General features: G+C 54.8%; 16 protein-coding genes. 4 read left to right on the top strand and 12 right to left on the bottom strand.

Going from position 1 to position 18506, the window contains the following annotated elements:
• The first annotated feature begins 394 nt into the window (after positions 1-394).
• Together B2R48_RS02655 and B2R48_RS02650 are read left to right on the top strand one after the other, a co-directional pair.
• Entirely contained in the window at positions 395-1687 is a 1293-nt protein-coding gene (locus tag B2R48_RS02655; RefSeq protein WP_296997482.1) for a helix-turn-helix domain-containing protein, read from the top strand.
• Between the two features lie 39 nt (positions 1688-1726).
• Positions 1727-2398 carry a methyltransferase family protein gene (locus tag B2R48_RS02650; protein ID WP_213474652.1) on the top strand — a complete coding sequence of 224 codons (672 nt, stop codon included), beginning with the start codon at positions 1727-1729 and terminating at the stop codon, positions 2396-2398.
• Between the two features lie 102 nt (positions 2399-2500).
• Here the strand turns inward: B2R48_RS02650 and B2R48_RS02645 are convergent, their stop codons facing one another.
• The 9 genes from B2R48_RS02645 to B2R48_RS02605 form a co-directional block, all read right to left on the bottom strand.
• Positions 2501-2833 carry a hypothetical protein gene (locus tag B2R48_RS02645; RefSeq protein WP_296997475.1) on the bottom strand — a complete coding sequence of 111 codons (333 nt, stop codon included), beginning with the start codon at positions 2831-2833 and terminating at the stop codon, positions 2501-2503.
• Between the two features lie 331 nt (positions 2834-3164).
• Positions 3165-3431, bottom strand: a complete 267-nt coding sequence (locus tag B2R48_RS02640; RefSeq protein ID WP_296997474.1) for a hypothetical protein — start codon at positions 3429-3431, stop codon at positions 3165-3167.
• A gap of 464 nt (positions 3432-3895) precedes the next feature.
• Positions 3896-4678, bottom strand: coding sequence for a 7-carboxy-7-deazaguanine synthase QueE (queE, locus tag B2R48_RS02635; protein WP_296997472.1), 783 nt, complete (start codon positions 4676-4678; stop codon positions 3896-3898).
• Positions 4675-5031 carry a 6-carboxytetrahydropterin synthase QueD gene (queD, locus tag B2R48_RS02630; RefSeq protein ID WP_213474832.1) on the bottom strand — a complete coding sequence of 119 codons (357 nt, stop codon included), beginning with the start codon at positions 5029-5031 and terminating at the stop codon, positions 4675-4677. The genes queE and queD overlap by 4 nt, the downstream gene beginning before the upstream one ends.
• Before the next feature lie 154 nt (positions 5032-5185).
• Positions 5186-5935, bottom strand: a complete 750-nt coding sequence (gene queC / locus B2R48_RS02625; RefSeq protein WP_296997469.1) for a 7-cyano-7-deazaguanine synthase QueC — start codon at positions 5933-5935, stop codon at positions 5186-5188.
• A 182-nt stretch (positions 5936-6117) separates the two neighbouring features.
• Positions 6118-7002: a class I SAM-dependent methyltransferase gene (locus B2R48_RS02620; RefSeq protein ID WP_296997467.1), complete on the bottom strand. Its 885-nt coding sequence runs from the start codon at positions 7000-7002 to the stop codon at positions 6118-6120.
• A 141-nt stretch (positions 7003-7143) separates the two neighbouring features.
• Positions 7144-8481 carry a flagellin gene (locus B2R48_RS02615; protein ID WP_296997465.1) on the bottom strand — a complete coding sequence of 446 codons (1338 nt, stop codon included), beginning with the start codon at positions 8479-8481 and terminating at the stop codon, positions 7144-7146.
• Positions 8482-8941: 460 nt separating this feature from the next.
• A complete protein-coding gene (locus B2R48_RS02610) occupies positions 8942-10294 on the bottom strand; it encodes a flagellin (protein WP_296997462.1) in 1353 nt (450 codons plus the stop codon).
• A 266-nt stretch (positions 10295-10560) separates the two neighbouring features.
• Positions 10561-11232, bottom strand: a complete 672-nt coding sequence (locus B2R48_RS02605; protein WP_062955563.1) for a DUF5610 domain-containing protein — start codon at positions 11230-11232, stop codon at positions 10561-10563.
• Positions 11233-11629: 397 nt separating this feature from the next.
• On the opposite strand from B2R48_RS02605, the gene leuS reads away from it, so the two are divergent.
• Positions 11630-14632: a leucine--tRNA ligase gene (gene leuS, locus B2R48_RS02600; RefSeq protein ID WP_296997458.1), complete on the top strand. Its 3003-nt coding sequence runs from the start codon at positions 11630-11632 to the stop codon at positions 14630-14632.
• Between the two features lie 72 nt (positions 14633-14704).
• On the opposite strand, the gene B2R48_RS02595 is transcribed toward leuS, so the two are convergent.
• A complete protein-coding gene (locus B2R48_RS02595; RefSeq protein WP_296997456.1) occupies positions 14705-15520 on the bottom strand; it encodes a substrate-binding periplasmic protein in 816 nt (271 codons plus the stop codon).
• 194 nt (positions 15521-15714) lie between these two features.
• Here B2R48_RS02595 and B2R48_RS02590 point away from each other — a divergent pair, with 194 nt between their 5' ends.
• Entirely contained in the window at positions 15715-17004 is a 1290-nt protein-coding gene (locus B2R48_RS02590; RefSeq protein ID WP_296997454.1) for a nucleotide sugar dehydrogenase, read from the top strand.
• 10 nt (positions 17005-17014) lie between these two features.
• Here the strand turns inward: B2R48_RS02590 and B2R48_RS02585 are convergent, their stop codons facing one another.
• On the bottom strand, positions 17015-17383 hold the full coding sequence (locus tag B2R48_RS02585) for an MmcQ/YjbR family DNA-binding protein (RefSeq protein ID WP_296997452.1): 369 nt from the start codon (positions 17381-17383) through the stop codon (positions 17015-17017).
• Positions 17384-17445: 62 nt separating this feature from the next.
• On the bottom strand, positions 17446-18366 hold the full coding sequence (locus B2R48_RS02580) for a glycosyltransferase family 4 protein (RefSeq protein ID WP_296997449.1): 921 nt from the start codon (positions 18364-18366) through the stop codon (positions 17446-17448).
• Between the last annotated feature and the right edge of the window lie 140 nt (positions 18367-18506).

The following is an 18506-nucleotide window of genomic DNA, read 5'->3' as shown; positions in this document are numbered from 1 at the left end:
TGTGTTCTGTATCCTTGTTTACGCATCCGGGACTGAGTATGCCGCGGCGGGGGAAGTTACCAAAACGACTATATCAATCCGATATATATCGAACTATCATATATCAATTCGATATAGTCAATTAAATATGATGGAACCTTTTGTGACAGCCCTTCAATCTGGACGAAGCATGTTTGGTTCGTGTTACAACATGATTGTTGTGATGATCGGACGGGGTCGGGGTATCGGTGACCATCGAGTGATCACTTTCGCAAAGTCGATCCCGGGCGGCGTCCGCCTGTGCATAATCGGACGCCGATAGTGTCCGGCTGTGTATATTGAAACGATATAGTCGAGCGGGCCGGACATTGTTCGTCGTCTGAAGATCCATCTGAAAAATCAGGAGCATGCCGGAATGACCGGTTGGACGTATTATGTAAGCGCTGTGGTCGCAGCCGTCGGCGTCGCACAGGCGGTGTTTCTGTGTCTTATTCTGCGGTCCGAAGGTTCGCGTGCCTTTGGGGCCAACCGATGGATGATGCTGTTTATTGCTGCTGTCGCGCTCAATCTGATTGAGGATGTGGCTGAACCTTTAGTCTCGGCCGATATGGGCGGGCTGCTTGATCTGTTCTTTAGTCCGATCAATTTTGCGATTGCGCCTGCGGTCTACCTTTATTTCCAGGAAATTTCGGGCAACCCGTCGCGCCGCCCGTGGGGGCATTTCATCTTGCTATTTGTGGTGTTTAACCTGACCGCGTGGGTTGTCACACATAATGGTGGTAGGACCGTTTGGGCAGGGCAATATACGATCGCGGAATTCGTTGATGCCTTTAGCTGGGGTGCGATCTTTATCCAGATAACGATATATATTGTCCTGTTGTGGCAGGTGGCTGGCCGCTATTTGCGCAAGACCGAAGAGCAGCTTGGTGCGGATCGCAAGGCCATGCAACGCTGGATTGGCGTGGTTCTGGGTGGCCTGACCTTCGTGTTTGTTACGGTCGCGGTAAGCAAGATTGTTGAGCTTTACTTGCCCGATAATGCCGAAATGTTTGGCACCGAGATCGCGTTTGCACTGGTGCTGTTTGCCATGAGTTATGAAATCGCCACGCAGCCGGCGGTGTTTGTCATGGCTGATTGGCCATCAGATGATGCCTTGGATGATGCCAATGAAGCCGGCGATGTGCAAAGCCAAACGGCCATGTCACCAGACGAAAATCCGCCCGTGCAAATAGCTCGGACGGATCAGCGCGTGCCTGACGATGCAACCCCGCGTCCGTTGCTTGATCCAGATGGTGTAGAACGGGCTTTGGTGCGCCTTGAAGACATTCAGGCGCGGGGGGATATTCTTCTGGACCCGCTGGTGTCGTTGCCGAAACTGGCGCGTGCGGTTGGCATAACACCCAATCAGCTGTCCTATGTGCTTAATCATCATGTCGGCAAAAGCTTCTTTGATTTCGTCAATACCGCGCGCATTGATGAAGCACGGTCGGTTTTGGTGCTTGAGCCTGATCGTACCATTCTTGATATCGCGCTAAGTGTCGGGTTCAATTCGAAATCGACTTTTAATCTTGCCTTCAAAAAGATTACCGGAGAAACACCAAGCGCCGTGCGCGAAGCAGCGCGCCGGGGAACAATGCTTGCTGCCGATGCGTCCGAACCGCCAATTGAGGGACCGGATCAACAGCATTGGACGCCAAAGATTGGGTGATCGCGGATGCTGTGGCCTCTTTTTCCCAAGGGGGCATTCATGCAGCAACCACGTTTTACCATTCAACCCAGTTTCAATTCTGCAACAGACGAACACGCGGCGAAAGATTTACAGCGCATCCAGCGCTACCGAAAATGGACGCTTCGCCTTGGTGTTGTGCTGCTTTTGGCGTTGGTTTGTTTTACCCGTGCAGGATTTGATCGCAGCAGTGTATGGCACCACGTTATCGAGGTTATCGGGATGATGGCGATCATGGTCTGCATCGTGGGGCGGGGCTGGTGTTCGCTTTATATTGGCGGGCGCAAAAAGACCGAACTGGTGACGTCCGGTCCCTATTCGATGTGTCGAAACCCGCTTTATGTTTTCAGCTTCATCGGTGCATTTGGCGCAGGTGCCCAGACCGGCAGTATTACCATCGGGCTGGTCTCGGCAGCTTTGTGCTGGGCGGTGTTCCGGCATGTGGTGCTGCGTGAGGAGGCCATGCTGGCGGAACGGTTTGGCCAAGCATTCAAACGCTATGTGAATACGGTTCCGCGTTTTCGCCCGACATGGTTCCGCTGGCGTGACGAGAAAGAGATTTCGTGCCGACCGGCCCTGTTTTTGGCCACCACCCGCGATGCGATGTGGTTCTGGATTGCCATTCCCGTGTTGGACGGTGTCAAAATCCTGCAAGATCACGGGTGGCTGACACCGGTGATCTGGCTGCCATAAATCCATAATCATATGCAGGGCAGAGGTGTTGGGAAGCGATCAGTTGATAGCGTTCTCTGCCCGGGTTGCCTAATGCAGTCTACCTTTCGGCTTGGCATGACATCAGGCGGCGGCGTGATCCGTTGGGCTGCCGCCAAAGGATTTGATCATTTGATTGCGCTCATCCTCACGCAGCGGATCGGAATCAAGGGCAAGGGCGGCTTCAAGCACCTGCGGTTCGACCATCAGGACGTCAATACCGTCCTTCATGTCGTCCTTCGCCCAGAGATGGATATGGCATTCCAGCTTGATATAGCTGCGCATCGCGGCATCGGGATCAAGTTTTTCCAGGGTGTCGACTTCATACTCGCCAGGCGAAAGCAATCCGGCATGACCGGGCAAATGGAACGGATGAAAGAACGTCACCGTACGATGGGTTGTGCGAGTTATGCTCATAGCATGGCTCCTTCGAGCATCCGAAAGATGACCGTTGACGGTGCGGATCTGGTTTTGTTTTGAGTGTTCACCCCTTTGGGGCGGTTTAAGATCCGCAATCCCCGGTCTCTTCGGGTCATTCGGTAGGGCGCCGATGCCTGTGTCATATGCTCGGGACGCACAGGCATCATTTGGGCTGGCGCCAATTTGTCACCCTGCCTGCGAACAGGCACGGTGTATACATTATATATGGGGATTTTCGGCCAAAACACAACGTTTGGCACAAATATGTGTACCATCCAGGCATGACAAACGCGCGCTTGAATTTGGCGGGTTTCAAGGGATGGCTGGCTCAACGATGCTCAGGGCGGTCCGGATCTGCATCCCGTGTCATGGCAATATCGAGATCAACCGGTTTGATGGTAAGAATGCGGTCGACCATCATGCCGTTATGTTTGTATTTCAGATGCAAATCGGTCGACACCCTGCGATAGGCCGTAATCGAAACGCCTTCGATCAATTCTTCGGTGGTGTCGACGACATAGCTTCCCGGCGGAAACAGATCGCTATGTCCGCGCAAGTGAAACGGATGCGCAAAGGTCACCGTTTTGTGTGTCATCCTGCTGTGCTGCATGGCATCAGCCCTTTATGAAACGGGAAACGTGCGTTTCCTGCATGTTCATGATGTTCGGAAAATTCGGCCAGAAAAGGCGATGGCGGAGGATAACCTCCGCCAGCACGGTATCAGTCATTCGCGCCTTGATGCGCGGTCGGTTTGGTTTCGGCAGGGGAAGTTTCGGCCTTTGGCTTTGCGGCAGGGGCCGCTGCGGTATCTGACGATTTTGCACCCGGCTTCGCGCCCGCGTTTGCGTGGCTCTTCGAAAAACTGCGAAATGACATGATTTGATCTTTCCAATTGCCGGTGCAAAGCGCGCCCGCTAATGGAGAGATGGTGTGTGTGCGGGCAACTAGCAAATGCGCCAATTGGCATGCAGCGGGATTTATCGCCTAAATGCGCGGGAAAGGCTCGCTTATTTCGGATAAAATATATTTTCTGATCACTGGCAAAGTGCGGGTGCGGGCTCACACCCCGCGCAGGTTGCCCCAGACATGCACGTGCCATTGCGGCAAAACCCGTACGTCAAACCATTTGCGCTTTGCGACTTCATCGACCAGCCAGCGATACCGTTCGGTCAGGCCGTCGATATCAACACCGTCCGCGCCATCCGGGTGCGGTTCGGCGGGCGTTGTGTTGACCGGTTGCAAACAGACTGGAACGCCAATGTGAAGGTTCCTCACATAATCGGCAAACATCAGATCGGCCGCATCACGCACCGGGAATTTGAGGGTAATCGCCGGGCCGTTCAGCATGCCATTGGCCTGTGCGGCATCCATGCAGGCCTGCAATGCGTCCTTATCAAAACTGGTCGAGGAACTTGGTGGCTTTGGGCTGATGGTCAGGAAATTAAGGTCGGCAAACCAGTCCTTGGCGATGCTGCCCTGGGTTTCGATGGCAAAGGTAAAACCTTCGTCCTTGCCCATGGCGATCAGTTCCCCCAATGGCTGGATGGCCGGGTTGCCGCCCGACAGCGTAATCAGGATCGGTTTGCCACCGGAAAGCGTTTTGACTTCGTCCAGAACTTCGGTCGCAGACATAGGTTTCCAGTCGGCGCGAAAGGCCGGATCAACCGCATAAAGCGTGTCGCACCACGAACAGCGGAAATCACAGCCGCCGGTGCGGACAAACACTGTCGGCATGCCAATCAGCGCGCCTTCGCCCTGCACGGTCGGGCCAAAGATTTCCGAAATGCGGATTTTACCGCGCGCATCGGAAAGGTCGGCAAGGTTGGGGTCGTGCGCCGTCATGGACGATATTCCGCCCAGGTTTTTGGCGTTTCGGACACGCGCACAGCCGATACTTCCGGCCAGCGATCATGCGCCCATTCATAGAAAAACAATGCCAGACGTTCGGCGGTCGGGTGATCGTGCCCAAGAACCTCGTTCAGGTGACGGTGATCAAACGCGTCATCGATCAGGCGTTTGAGCGGGCCCAGTTCGCGGTAATCGCGCACAAAGCCGCGTTCATCAAGCGTCGCACCCTTCAGCTCCACCTCGACGATATAGTTATGGCCATGCAGGCGCGCACATGGGTGGTCTTCTTCAAGGCCGCTTAGTTGGTGGCTGGCGGAAAAGGCGAATTGTTTGGTGATGGTGAACATCGGTTTTCTTTCGGTGTCGTCCATTTTTCCCAGCACGAACATGCGGATCGAGGTCCCCGCGTTCGCGGGGATGACGGTGCCAAATCAGGCGGGTTTGCAGTCGATCCGTCATGCCAGCTTCGGCGGGCATCCATGGTGCAGGAAATGGAAAGTGTTACTCGGCCGCGCTGGAGGTGGCTTTCGTTTCGCCTTTGGCAAACTTGCGCGCCATATGATCGGCGCGGGCCTGCTTCCAGTAATCGCGATCGACATAAACGGTCGTATCCTTGACGCGCGCCAGTTCAAGCGCCTCGCGCCGCTCGACACAGGTGCCGCATCGTCCGCAATGGGTTTCCCCGCCCTTGTAACACGACCACGTCAGATCGACCGGCACGCCCAGTCGGCCCGCCTCGGCAGCAATGTCTGCCTTGGAGACCTTTACAAACGGGGTGTAAAGCGAGACGTCCCCGACACCTTCAAGCGCATGGTTCTGCATGGTTTGGAAGGCATTGATGAAATCGGGGCGGCAATCGGGATAGATGAAATGATCCCCGCCATGAACGGCTGTGGCAACCGCATCGGCCCCGGCACTGGCAGCAGCACCAAAGGCCACAGACAGCATGATGGCATTGCGGTTCGGCACCACGGTAACGCGCATGGTTTCTTCGGCGTAATGGCCATCGGGCACATCAATTTCATCGCTGGTCAGCGACGATCCGGAAAGAAGCGCACCCACAGGTGTCAGATCAACAATGTGATGCCGGACGCCAAGATCACGCGCCGTGCGGGCGGCGAAATCGAGTTCCTTTTTATGGCGCTGGCCATAATCGAATGAAATCAGGGAATGGAGCTTGTGCTCGACCGCGACCTTATAGGCCAGCGTGACGGAATCCAGCCCGCCAGAGCAGACGACAATCGTCTTCATAATGATCAGTCTTTCGTGTTTTTAACCTGGTGCTACGACAGGGGAAGGATCATCCTTCCAAGGGGGCGGGGTTTGCCATGGCGTGTGCCCGAACGCAAGCAAAAATCCACGCATGAGGCCATGCAGGACGCGCAGGAATGCTTGGTTCCTGATGGAAATCAGGTGTCAGACGGCGGGCTTTATCACGCGCGTGTGCCGCTAAGTACGTGAAAACAAATCGGGACCTGAAAATGGCCGTCTTCGATATAAGGGGCCAATGTTTCAAACATCGCGGCATTGATCGCGCCGACTTCCATGTCCGATGACTTGCGCAGGACATTGCCAAACAGCATATCCATTTGCGGTTTCCAGAAGGGGGCTGTTTCGGGAATGCGGCCCGCTGGGCTGTGGCTGGTGGCCTCGATCCCGGTAAAGCCTGCATTTTCCAGACGCATCATCGACTTGTCCGCATCGCCAAAGCAAAACGGATCAAGTCCGGCTTTATCAAAGCCGATGCCCAGAATATTGCCCAGAACGGCATCCATGGCGGCGAACAGGGGATTGTCGATCAAGGGGGCCCATACCATGAAAACGGCCTTGCCGCCGGGGCGCAGAACACGAAAAGCTTCGCGAAGCGCCTTGTCCGGGTCATCGCAAAACATCACGCCAAAACGGCATGATACGACATCAAAGCTTTGATCCTCGAAGGGCAGGTTTTCCATATTGGCCGGAATGGCCTTGATGTTGGAAATTTCGTCTTCGGACGCGCGTTCCATCAGGGCGTCGCACATGTCGGGCACGATATCGGATGCGGTGACAGTTCCGGTCACGCCGGGGATGTTGACCTGGTCTTCCTCACTGCCGCCACCCAGCGCACGGGCAAAGGAAAAAGCAGGTTCCCCAACCCCGGACGCCAGATCAAGGACTTCAAGCGGGGCACCATTGCGTTTCTCCGAAAGACCCTTGAGGTCCGCTGTCTCGATCATATGGCGATTGATTTTCTCGGCCGCAGGCGCCAGGCGTTCCGCCCAGGTGATCCAGTCAGTCGAGAGGTTTTGCCAGGTTTCGGAAGTCGGGGTGGTGGTCATGGTCGGTCAGCTTCCCTTTGGGTTGGGCTATGACCATAAACTTAAATCCACTGCGGTTTAAAGGATGTTTTGCAGCGCAATGAGGGTAAGAAGCCCCACGCCATCGCGCAGGGCTCCCTACACAAACTGAAAGGCGGCTCTTCAACCTTCCAGCAAGCGTAACAGGTTCTGGCGCATTTCGCTGATGCGACCAAGGATCGCAACGCTCGTTCGGGTCAGAATTTGGTTGGAGGCATAGTCGGTCAGTTCCGCTGCAACATCGAGATCAAGCAGGCTGGAACGTGCTTCTTCGACATGCTGCAGTGTCGCAGTAAGGTTGGTGCTGGCAACGTCCAGGCGGTTCTGGTTGGTGCCAATATTTGTGCGTGCGCGCTGAATGTCATCAATCGCACGGGTAATGGTTTCAAGCGCCTTGCGCGCCTTGACCGTTGAGGCAATGGCATTCTTGCCCAGATCATCAAGACTGGGTTCAGTGCCGGTCTTTCCGCTGCCAAGGGTTGCGCCATCCACAGCAGTCATCGAGATCGCAACCTGATCCGCAGCCGTTGCCCCGCCACCGACCTGCAAGTAAACCCGATCAGAAAGCTTGTTGCCCCGATCTTCAGTAACGGAGAGTACCGGCGAGGACCCAAGAACCTGCGCACTGGCTGATCCATCTGCACCGGCACCGTCAGCACCCTGCGAAAGGGCGTTGGACACCGTGGTACCGATGTTAAAGTTCAGATCGACCTTGACCCCGAGCGTGTCGAATTCAAGGCTTTGTCTCGCGCTGATTTCAAGTGCCTTGGCCCCGCCGGTGGCATAGTCGGTGATGTCGATGCTTTGCGAGCGGTGCGAAGCGGTGCCATCAATTTCGGACGAAGCATTCAGCATGATCCTGTCGCCGGTTTTGATCAGGTCAAACCGAACACTGTTATCGCCAAGACCGTCTTCGTCGTTATCGCCAGCCCAATAATTGTCATTGGTAATGGCAACATTGGAAAAGCCATTGGCGTGCGACAGGGCATTGGCCGTGCCGCCAGCTTCAAGATCGGAGTAATCAAGCGAGACATCGCTGCCATCGCCCAATAACTGGATGCCGTTGAAGCTGGTCGAGGACGCGATGCGATTGATCTCATCGCGCAAACCAGTGAATTCGTCATTGAGAAACCCGCGTTCGGTATCCGGCAGGTTTTCCGATGCGGCCTGAACGGCCAAGGTTTTCATACGCACCAGAATATTATCAATGGTGGCCATGCCCCCATCTGCAATCTGGAGCATGGAATTGCCGTGCCCCACATTGACAATTCCCGATGTAATGGTCGAGGCCGTTGAATCCAGCCGCACCCCGATAGCCATAGACGTTGCATCATCACGTGCGGAAACCACACGCTGTCCTGATGACAGTTTCAGAAGCGATCTGTTCGTCGCTTCTTCGGCGCGTGCCAGATTGCGATGTGCAAGATTGGCCGCGTGATTGGATAGAATATTTAACGCCATGTCGCAGTTCCTACCTGAACAAGCAAAACAAATGGTGGCGGCGATCCGGACCCCTACATGAGGCCAACTGCGCAAAAGGTTAATTAGAGAAATATGAAATTGCAATAGCTAATATTAGAAGTATCTCAAAAGTAAGTTATTGAATAATAATGATAAATTAGTCTCCTATGCCAAAGGAGGGGTTTCGAGAGGAGCCAAAGCGCGATTTCTTTTGGTGGATACCGGCTCAAAAAAAGAAGGCCCTGCGCGGAGCACAAGATCAATCTGATCAAGGGGAGCGGGAAGTGTGTTTTTAATGCGCAATGTAACGTCGTGCAGGGGAAAGCACGCCTGTCGTTTCATGCCACATTGCGCAGGCGCAAGTGATTCATTTCGTGGGGAAAACCGCAGGACGTTATTCAAAACAAAGAGCCCTGCGATGTGTCGCAGGGCTCCATGGCTTTGCTGGAAGGGGGCTCAATCAACCTTGCAGCAAGCGTAACAGGTTCTGTGGCATCTGCTGGGCCTGTGCGAGCATGGCGATGCCCGACTGGACCAGAATCTGTTTCGAGGTAAAGTTCGTCATCTCTGCCGCCACGTCGAGGTCCAGCAGGGTAGAGCGCGCCTCTTCTATATTCTCGATCATGGTAGCAAGATTCTGGCCTGCAAAATCCAGACGGTTCTGGTAGGTCCCGACATTGGCGCGTGCACGCTGCAGGTCATCAATCGCGCGCGTAACGACCTCGACCGCGTTTTGTGCAGTCGCCGCGGTGTTAATAGCGTTGGTGCCAAGGTCCTCAAGGCTGCTTTGGCTTCCATTGGCACCCGTACCAAGTTCTGAACTGTCGACCGACTGGAAATTGATCGCAAGCCGGTCATTGGATGTGTTGCCAGCCCCGACCTGGAAGGAAATATTGTCAGCAAGTTGCTGGCCCTGATCGGAAAGCATGCGCACGGTGCTGTTGTCGCCCGGTGTCGCGCCGCCGCCAATCACCTGTGCTGTCGCATAACCATCTGCACCGGCCCCGTCCGAGCCCAGCGTGATGGTATTGGCAATGATGCCGCCAATGTTCGAGTTCAGATCAAGTGTCAGGCCAAGTTCATCAAAATTGATGGTGGTGGTTTCACCGGGGCCAAGGGCCTGCGTGCCACCCGTGGCAAGATCGGTGATGTCTATACTTTGTTCGCGGCTGGTCGCACCATCAATCGTTGTGAAGATGTTCAGCATGGCCGTATTTCCGACCTTGATGAAATGGACCTTGAATTCGTTATCGGTCACGCCGTTATCGTTGGCGTCGGTTGCCCAGTAATTGTTGTCGGTGATCCCGATCTTGTCGAACCCGTTGGCCGGCGACAGGTCTTCGGCCAGGCCCGTGGGATTAAACAGCGCATAGTTAAGCGAGACATCGCCACCATCGCCGAGCAACTGAATTCCATTGAAATTGGTCGAGGATGAAATGCGATCAATCTCGTCGCGCAGTTCGGTGAACTCGTCATTGAGGAACCCGCGCTCGGTATCGGACAGGTTGCCCGATGATGCCTGAACCGCAAGGGTCTTCATTCGCACCAGAATGTCATCAATCGTTGCCATGCCGCCGTCGGCAATCTGCAACATGGAATTGGCCTGCCCGACATTGACTGCGGCGGTTTTTAACGACTGTGCGGTGGCATTTAAACGCGCGCCAATCGCCATCGACGCCGCATCGTCGCGCGCCGATACAACCCGCGTACCCGAAGACAGCTTGGCCAGCGAACGGGTCGCCGCCGCATCGGACGCCGTCAGATTGCGATGCGCAAGATTGGCCGCATAGTTTGAAATAATATTGAGTGCCACGTCCGAGTTCCTACCTGAACTGTAAAGGTCTGATTGAATTTAGACCTGCAAGGTCCCTCTACATGAGCGAACCGTGAATATACATTAAAATGGTTTTTGGAGCTGTGCAAGGCGGAAGCTACTGGAAGGCTTCAGTTAACCAATTGAAATCTTTGACTAAAAGAAGAGCCTATCCTTAATGGGGTGGATCCGGTTGGTCTTGGAATGCAAAAAAGCCGGTCAGGAAATGACCGGCTTTTAATGAATACAGATGTTTGAGTGCTTTATCAGCCGTTGGTGCCATAACGCGGAGCGTTGCGCTGGGCATTGCTGCCAGCTTCGGCGTAGGCCTGACTTGCCTGTGCGGTCTGGGTGACCTGCGACTGCAGGACCTGTTCATCGCGTTCCGGCGTTGCGGCTTCGGCCGCTTCTTCTGACGCGCTGCTGTTAAACAGCTCGGTCAGGCGTTGCTCGATGCTTTGCAGGCCTTCATTCAGGCGTTCTTCGGTTTCGTTGATATTGCCATTGATTTCGTCATTGAGCGCGCCCAGTCCGTCAAGGATGGCGCGGGCATCTTCAAGACCGGCCTGAATGCCTTCGCTTGCCTGATCAAAGATCTCGCGGGCTTCGGCCTCGGAACTTGCATTGGATGCAATCAGATCGCCGACGCGGGCGAGAATGCGGTCAGCAACGCCTTCGGGTGTGTAATCGTCGGGATTAACACCCTGGATCGACAGACCGGTCGATTGCAGGCTTTCATTGATCGCGGCAACAATGTTGTCCGCCGATAGGCGGGTTGCGGATTCAGAAGACAGCGAAACAGACGTCGCAGCCGCAAATGCAGATGCGCCATTGTTTCCGGTTTTCTCAGAATCACTTTGTCCCGGCAAATAGGATTGTGCCGAGCGGCTTGATGCCCCGGATTGTTGGGATGACAGACCACCAATGGTGATATCCATAAACGTCCTCCCTGGACGGAATGCGTTAAGCGCGGTGCTGACAATCAGCACTTTTCCAAGCAAACCTGCGCTGCAATTACGCATGCAGCTGACCGCTTGATAAAATTCAAACTTCAATATGGCATGGAAAGGCGGAAAAATCCAGTCCTCATGTACAGGCAGGGTTGATGCAGCTGCAAGGGTGGTTTGTGTTTTGCGTTGTCTTTGACTGCCGGGGAATGTTTGTGGAAATCGACCGATTTTCGCCAGAAATCTCGTTATCTGATGTTGCACGTCGATCAAAGCGCGCTTATGAACACTGCTTAAGAATATTTTGGAACCCGATCCGGGGGTGGCGCGCCGTTTGGGCAGCGCCGGACGCCAGGGTCGGGGTTTGACAGGCAGGAGTTGATTGAGCGTGGCGAACTATCAGGAAAGTGCGCGGGAATTTGAAAAGCGCTGGCAGGCTTATTGGCGTGAAAACGATACCTATCGTACGCCAAATCCCGGCGATGCCGATTTCGACGCAAGCAAGAAGAAAAGCGTCATCCTGGACATGTTCCCCTATCCAAGCGGGGTTGGCCTGCATATCGGCCATCCGCTGGGCTATATCGCGACGGACGTCAAGGCACGGTTCGAACGCATGCGCGGCAAAAACGTTCTGCATTCCATGGGCTTTGATGCCTTTGGTCTGCCGGCAGAACAGTTTGCCATCCAGACCGGCCAGCATCCGCGCATCACGACCGAAGCCAATATCGAAAACATGCTGCGTCAGCTTGAGGTCATCGGCCTTGGTCATGACCCGCATCGTCGTTTCGCCACGACCGATATCGACTATTACAAATGGACGCAGTGGATCTTCCTGCAGCTTTTCAACAGCTTCTATGATCCGACCGTGGAATGGAAAGGCCCGCAGGGGCAGGTGATCAATGGGCGTGCGCGCCCGATTGCCGAATTGCGCCCATTGCTTGAATCTGGTGCGTGGTTGCTTGATGAAGATGGCGTGCCACAGCCGAAATCGGTGATTGGCGAAGGCACCAAAGCCGAGGGCAAAGAGATTGATCGTGCAATTGATCGCGGGCGTCTGGCCTATGTCGATGAGGTGCCGGTCAACTGGTGCCCGATGCTGGGCACGGTTCTGTCGAACGAGGAAGTCACCAACGAAGGAAAATCCGAACGTGGTGATTACCCGGTCTATAAACGTCCGCTGAAACAGTGGATGTTGCGCATTACCGACTATGCCGATCGTCTGGTGGCAGACCTTGAAGGGCTTGATTGGCCAAATGGCGTGGTCGAGATGCAGAAGGGCTGGATTGGCCGTTCTGTCGGTGCGCGGGTGAACTTCCCGGTCAAGACCGTCGACGGTGCAGACGAGAAAATCGCGGTTTACACCACCCGTCCGGACACGATCTTTGGCGCGACCTATATGGTTCTCGCACCTGAGCATCCGCTGGTCGATAAGCTTTGCGCCGCCGATAAAAAGGCCGACGTTGCGGCATACCGTGCGCAGGCGTCCGAGCTTAAGGCCGTTTCGGCCAAGGATGATGCCGAACGCGAAAAGACCGGCGTGTTTATTGGCGCGCATGCGACCAACCCGGTCACCGGTGAAGAAATCCCGGTCTGGATTGCCGACTATGTCCTGATGGGCTATGGCACCGGTGCGATCATGGCGGTTCCGGCTGGCGATCAGCGCGACTTTGAATTTGCCCATAAATTCGATCTGCCGATCAAGGCAACCACCAAGCCGTCCGAAGCTTGGCTTAAGGAAAATGCCCCGGCTGATGCGGCGGATGCTGATGCGGCAACGCTTCTGGCGCGCTATGAGGCAGAGCCGGGCGCATTCAAACTTGCCCAGACCGAAGTTGGCGAGACGATCAATTCCGCCAATGACGAGGTTTCAATCAACGGTCTTTCGACCCCGGATGCCAAGGCCAAGATCATCGAATGGATGGAAGCCAAGGGCATTGGCCGCGGTCGCGTGCAGTACAAGCTGCGTGACTGGCTGTTCTCGCGTCAGCGTTATTGGGGGGAGCCGTTCCCGGTCCTGTTCGATAAAGAAACCGATCAGGTTCACGGCATTGCCGAGGCAGCCTTGCCGGTCGTTCTGCCGGAAATGACCGATTTCAAACCGAAATCAAACGAAGACCCGAATTCCGAGCCGGAACCGCCGCTTGCACGCGCCAAGGACTGGATGGAAGTCACCGGGATTGTCCTTTCTGATGGTTCGGTTCTGCCGGTCGATGCAGAAGTTGGCACCAAACACACCCATGAGGGTGCGGAATATGAAGTGCGCGCGTTCAAACGCGATGCCAACTCCATGCCGAACTGGGCAGGGTCTTGCTGGTATTACCTGCGCTATTTCGATGCCAAGAATGATGCCAAGTTTGCATCAGATGATGCCGCGGCCTATTGGGCAAACAGCACGGACAAGGACGGTAACGCCCTTCCGGGTGCGGTTGACCTTTATGTTGGCGGCGCGGAACATGCGGTGCTGCATCTTCTGTACTCGCGTTTCTGGCACAAGGTCCTGTTTGATCTTGGCTATGTCAGCACACCCGAGCCGTTCCAGAAGCTGTTTAACCAGGGCATGATTACGGCCGATGCCTATACCGATGCGCGCGGCGTTTATGTCGACATCCATGATGTTGAAATGCGCGATGTCGATGGCAAGAAGGTGCCGTTCAACGCCAAAACCGATGAGCAGCTGACGACCGTGCCGGGCAAGATGGGCAAACGATACAAAAACGGTATCCCGCCTGAAGAAGTGTGTGATCAGTACACGATTGATACGTTCAGAACCTACGAGATGTATATGGGGCCGCTTGATAGCTCCAAACCGTGGCAGTATGACGCGATTGTCGGCATGATGCGGTTCCTGTCCAATGTCTGGAAAGTCACGACCCAGATGGAGCGGACCGATAGCGTGGATGGAAAGATCGAAACGCTTCTGCACAAGACGATTGCCAAGGTGACCGGTGATATTGCCGATCTGCGTTTGAATACCGCAATTGCGGCCTTGATTGAGCTCACCAACGCGCTGACCAAGCAGAATGCCGTGCATGACGATCATGCCAAGGCGCTTGCATTGATGGTCGCCCCGTTTGCCCCGCATCTGGGTGAAGAGCTGATGAGCCGGATGGCAGCGGATGAATTCGGTGCCAAGAAATCAGTCATCAAGTTCGACTGGCCGGAGTTTGATGCCGAAAAGGCCAAGGATGACGAGTTCGAAGTCCCGGTTCAGGTCAATGGCAAGAAACGTGGTTCGGTGATGGTGGCGGCCGATGCCGATCAGGCAACGGTCGAGGCGCTTGCCAAGGCCGACGAAAACGTTGCCCGCCATCTTGAAGGCAAGGACATCGTCAAGGTGATCTATGTCGCCAAGCCGACCCCGAAACTGGTCAATATCGTGGTGAAGGGCTAAGCCCGGACCGCGAGGATGGATTTTACGAGAAGGGCATGTTGCTTCGGCAGCGTGCCCTTTTTTCGTGGCGGGTCACCGGTCTGCGAAGATAGCTTTGGGGTCGCAATCCTTAAGGATGGCTGAGGCAGGGATTTCACGTTCGATGATCATCTGGTCAGGCAGAAGGCTTGCGCGGCCAAACAGTCTTGCCAGAGTCCCGTCGCACAGCATTTCATAGATCGTCTTGTTGAAGCTCTTGCGGTTCTTGATACCGGCAAGATCGGCCTTGAACAGGATCAGGACATTTTCGCTGGTGACAGGATCGTCGGTAACAGAGATCGAGTCTTCAAGGCCAAGCAGCTTTAGGACATGGTTGCCCGAAAAACGTTCGATGATGGCGGCGTCCAGACGGTTGCTGGCAATCATGCGCAACAAAAACGTATCACCGGGGACGCGTTCGATGCTGAGTTCCTGACGATCAAGAATATAGTCAGGGTAATGATAGGCAGATAGCCCCACCCGCGTGCCATCAAGGTCTTCAAGCTTTTCAACCCTGCCCCGGCCAAAGCGATCAGTGCTGTAAAAAATCAGATTTTCGCGGCGATAGAACGGCACCGAGGCCAACGAGACCGGAATGTCAGAAAGTGACGGATAAGCTCCCAGCGCGTCATACTTGCCGCTTATGAAGTCCTGCACCGCGCGCCGTACCGGCAGAATGTCAATGACGACGTCAGTGTCCGACCGTCTTGCTATTTCCGTATACATATCAATGAAAACGCCGTGATCCTTGCTTTCCGCCATCAACGGAATATAGGGGAAAACCACCCGGATCTGCGAGGTCGGTTGTACCGCTATCGCGTGGCTTGTCACGAGCAGCAGGACAGAAAGGGCCAGAAAGATAAGGCGCATGTCAATGACGTCGCATGTTGCGAAGGATGAACCTGAACTAGATCACTTTCCGGGTACTGGTACAAGTGTCGTCATTTTTGGGGCGTGTTTGGCCAGAAAATGTCACAGCCCCGAGATTGGACAACCTAAGTAATTGACGGGGCATGACGAGGTGGCTACAAATCGGCAACCAGTTTGTTTGCAGGGTTTTAAGCATGAGTCACGGACGCAAGATTTCGGTTGTCGGTTTGGGGTATGTCGGGTTGCCGGTCGCGGTGGCTTTTGGCACGTCATGTGGTCGTACCGTGGCGTTTGATATCAATCAGGCACGTATCGCCCAGCTCAAAGCAGGGCATGACGCGACCGGTGAGGTCGATGACCATGAACTTGCTGCCGCCGAGTTGTTGCTGACCGCTGATGCCAGTGACCTTGCCAAGGCCGATTTCCATATTGTCACTGTGCCAACACCGATTGATGGTTCAAACCGTCCGGATCTGTCACCGCTGCGCTCTGCTTCGAAAACCGTTGGCGCCATTCTTAAAAAGGGCGACATTGTTGTTTACGAAAGCACGGTCTATCCGGGTGCAACCGAAGAAGAATGTGTGCCGATCCTTGAATACCTTTCGGGGCTAAAAGCAGGCACCGATTTTACGGTCGGTTATTCTCCGGAACGCATTAACCCGGGTGATCGCGAACATCGATTTACGACCATTACCAAGGTTGTTTCGGGCCAGGATCAGGCAACGCTTGATATCGTGGCCGATGTTTATGGCAGCGTGGTGACCGCCGGTGTCCACAAGGCGCCAACCATCAAGGCGGCCGAGGCGGCAAAGGTGATCGAAAACACCCAGCGTGATTTGAATATCGCGTTGATGAACGAGTTGTCGTTGATCTTTGATCGGGCCGGTATTGATACCCGTGATGTGCTTGAAGCTGCGGGTACCAAATGGAACTTCCTGAAATTTACCCCGGGTTTGGTTGGCGGTCATTGCATTGGCGTTGATCCGTACTACCTGACCCACAAATCCGAAGAGCTTGGCTACTATCCGCAAGTGGTTCTGGCGGGGCGTCGGGTGAATGACGGGATGGGTGAAGTGGTTGCCAACAAGGTTATTCGCGCGCTGCTGCGTGAAGGGGCGACCAAAAACCCGACTGTTACCGTACTTGGCCTGACGTTCAAGGAAGATGTGCCCGATATTCGCAATACGCGCGTCATCGATATCATTCGCTCGCTGGAAGACGCCGGTATCAATGTGCAGGTTCATGATGTTCACGCCGACAAGGAAGAAGTGGCCCACGAATTTGACGGCCTTAAGCTTTGCTCTGACAGTGGGCTGAAACCGGCCGATGCCCTCGTACTGGCCGTGTCGCACAAGGAATATGTTGCCAAGGGCTGGCCGCTGATCAGCAGTCTGCTTAAGGATGGCAAGGGCTTTGTTGCCGATGTGCGGGCGGTTCTGCCGCGTGATGAGGTACCTGCCGGTATCGATCTCTGGCGTCTCTAGGAGACCCGGTCTATTCGTCCTGGTAAAGATTGAGCTCGCGCTGCAGTTTCTTCGTCAAACCCTTGGCGACGATGCGATGCGAGCTCTTTAGATGATCCTTGAGATCATCTTCACTTAGGCCCGGTGCATCGTAATGCTGTATCCACTTCATACCGCGTGATGCCAAATATGGTGCGGGGCGCAGGCCGGGCATTTCCCTGAGGACCTCAAAGCCGATCTCGGATGTCTTGAATGTGATGCCAAGTGTCTCATTCTTGGTCCAGCCACCGATGGCAAACACCTTGCCGCCCACTTTCCATACGTCCGCACCACCCCATTGAACAACGTGCGTTGTGTGGGGGAGTGACTTGCAAAAGGCGTTGAATGCATCCCGATCCATTGCGGCCCACCTGATTGTGCAAATAACGTTACCAATAATGGTACGAAATGACGTGCCGCGCGTCAGCGTTTTTCGACAACGTCATGCACCAGTTCGACCAGACGGTCCGCAAACTTGTCTTGGCTGAATTTGTCACAGCAAAGCTTGTAGGCGTCATCGCGCATATTTGTCACTATTGCCTGAGCATGAATTGCATGTTTGATCATCTTTGCCAGCCTTGCCGGGTCTTTTGGCGGGCAGAGTAAACCGGTTGCGTTGTGTTGGACAAATTCGGGTAAGGTTGCGATGTCCGTCGCAATCACCGGGAGCCCTGCCGCCATCGCTTCGAGGACGACAAGCGGTTGTGCTTCATTGGCGTAGTGGCTGGGAAAAATGAACAGATCCGCATCTTGCAAGGTCGCCTGCCGTGATGAGGCAGGCACTGCACCCAAGAAGGTGGTTGCGTCCTGCATCTGATACCGGTTCAGCAAAGAGAGGAGATCCGTCTCTTCGATATCCCCATTGGCACCGGCGATCGTGAGATGGCAGTTGGTGTCCTGAGCTCGAAGGATTGTACAGGCTACCAGCAAGGTTTCGATGCCCTTGGCCTTGAACAGGTTGGACAACCACAACAATCTTACAGGGTCATGTGGGGACCAGGGTGTGGCAGATGGCGGCAGGAAAGCGTCCGTATCCAGACAATTGTTGATCACGGAACTGTGGCATTGCAGTCCCTCGATTTCGGGTCTCAGCCGTTCGCCCAACAAGACGACAGTCTGATCTTTGAAAACCAGTTGTTGTAGGGTCTTTGACCAGCGGGAGCGACGCATAGCCGGAAGGCCGCGTCCATGCAGGTGCAGGATTGCCGGAACACCAAATAACTTTGCCACAAGAACATAAAGACAGTCGCGGTAATAGGCAAAACCAGTTGGGGCAAAAGAAATGTAAAGGGCATCTGCACGCGGCAAGGCTCGGATCATCTGCAGTATCAACCACATCGCCATGCCCACCTTTCGCAAGGAAAACCGGTTTAGCGCGGACAGTGTTCGGGCAAAGCGCATTTCAATGACGTGCAAGTCAAAGTTCTTGGCCAGCGCGGTAACAGCATGTCGGTTCATTTGCGCGGCCCCATGCATGGGGGGCG

Origin of the sequence: Thalassospira sp. UBA848, from assembly GCF_002295455.1 — a bacterium.
Classification (GTDB): Bacteria; Pseudomonadota; Alphaproteobacteria; order Rhodospirillales; family Thalassospiraceae; genus Thalassospira.
The sequence above is the reverse complement of the archived record's forward strand: the minus strand, read 5'-3'. Positions and strand labels throughout refer to the sequence as shown.

What these genes read in the sequence shown, in the direction of transcription:
- B2R48_RS02655 (WP_296997482.1), top strand. Translation starts at nt 395, where the DNA reads ATGACCGGTTGGACGTATTATGTAAGCGCTGTGGTCGCAGCCGTCGGC.
- B2R48_RS02650 (WP_213474652.1), top strand. Translation starts at nt 1,727, where the DNA reads ATGCAGCAACCACGTTTTACCATTCAACCCAGTTTCAATTCTGCAACA.
- B2R48_RS02645 (WP_296997475.1), bottom strand. Translation starts at nt 2,833, where the DNA reads ATGAGCATAACTCGCACAACCCATCGTACGGTGACGTTCTTTCATCCG.
- B2R48_RS02640 (WP_296997474.1), bottom strand. Translation starts at nt 3,431, where the DNA reads ATGACACACAAAACGGTGACCTTTGCGCATCCGTTTCACTTGCGCGGA.
- queE (WP_296997472.1), bottom strand. Translation starts at nt 4,678, where the DNA reads ATGACGGCGCACGACCCCAACCTTGCCGACCTTTCCGATGCGCGCGGT.
- queD (WP_213474832.1), bottom strand. Translation starts at nt 5,031, where the DNA reads ATGTTCACCATCACCAAACAATTCGCCTTTTCCGCCAGCCACCAACTA.
- queC (WP_296997469.1), bottom strand. Translation starts at nt 5,935, where the DNA reads ATGAAGACGATTGTCGTCTGCTCTGGCGGGCTGGATTCCGTCACGCTG.
- B2R48_RS02620 (WP_296997467.1), bottom strand. Translation starts at nt 7,002, where the DNA reads ATGACCACCACCCCGACTTCCGAAACCTGGCAAAACCTCTCGACTGAC.
- B2R48_RS02615 (WP_296997465.1), bottom strand. Translation starts at nt 8,481, where the DNA reads ATGGCGTTAAATATTCTATCCAATCACGCGGCCAATCTTGCACATCGC.
- B2R48_RS02605 (WP_062955563.1), bottom strand. Translation starts at nt 11,232, where the DNA reads ATGGATATCACCATTGGTGGTCTGTCATCCCAACAATCCGGGGCATCA.
- B2R48_RS02595 (WP_296997456.1), bottom strand. Translation starts at nt 15,520, where the DNA reads ATGCGCCTTATCTTTCTGGCCCTTTCTGTCCTGCTGCTCGTGACAAGC.
- B2R48_RS02590 (WP_296997454.1), top strand. Translation starts at nt 15,715, where the DNA reads ATGAGTCACGGACGCAAGATTTCGGTTGTCGGTTTGGGGTATGTCGGG.
- B2R48_RS02585 (WP_296997452.1), bottom strand. Translation starts at nt 17,383, where the DNA reads ATGGATCGGGATGCATTCAACGCCTTTTGCAAGTCACTCCCCCACACA.
- B2R48_RS02580 (WP_296997449.1), bottom strand. Translation starts at nt 18,366, where the DNA reads ATGGCGATGTGGTTGATACTGCAGATGATCCGAGCCTTGCCGCGTGCA.